This is a genomic window from Pseudomonas sp. SIMBA_068 (genome assembly GCF_046534705.1).
Classification (GTDB): Bacteria; Pseudomonadota; Gammaproteobacteria; order Pseudomonadales; family Pseudomonadaceae; genus Aquipseudomonas; species Aquipseudomonas putida.
Genome location: NZ_JAWRYI010000590.1, coordinates 1 through 269 on the forward strand (window position 1 = coordinate 1; position 269 = coordinate 269).

Below are 269 nucleotides of genomic sequence, written 5' to 3' on the forward strand. Positions count from 1 at the left end.
TGGCTTGAGCGCTGTTTTAAAAAAAGAACCTCTTTTTGTTCACGAGACGGTGTCAAAAGAAAGTGCATTTGAGCTACTTAACAAAGGGGTTGTGGACTCAAGCATAGATATTTGCCAAGTTGATAAAATTAAAGCGTCTAGTTACCCTTATAGTGACACCGATGTAAAAGCACTATTTCCCCCATACGAATTTACGCTTGGTTATTTAGTTTTTTCGCATCAATTTTATGAAAATCATCCGACGCTTAGTCATAAAATGTGGCAGTGGG

Annotated in this window: 1 protein-coding gene; it reads left to right on the forward strand. The window is 37.9% G+C overall.

Annotated elements, in window-relative coordinates:
• Positions 1–269: hypothetical protein (locus SB756_RS30545; RefSeq protein WP_410913304.1), on the forward strand; the 269-nt coding region annotated here is incomplete at both ends.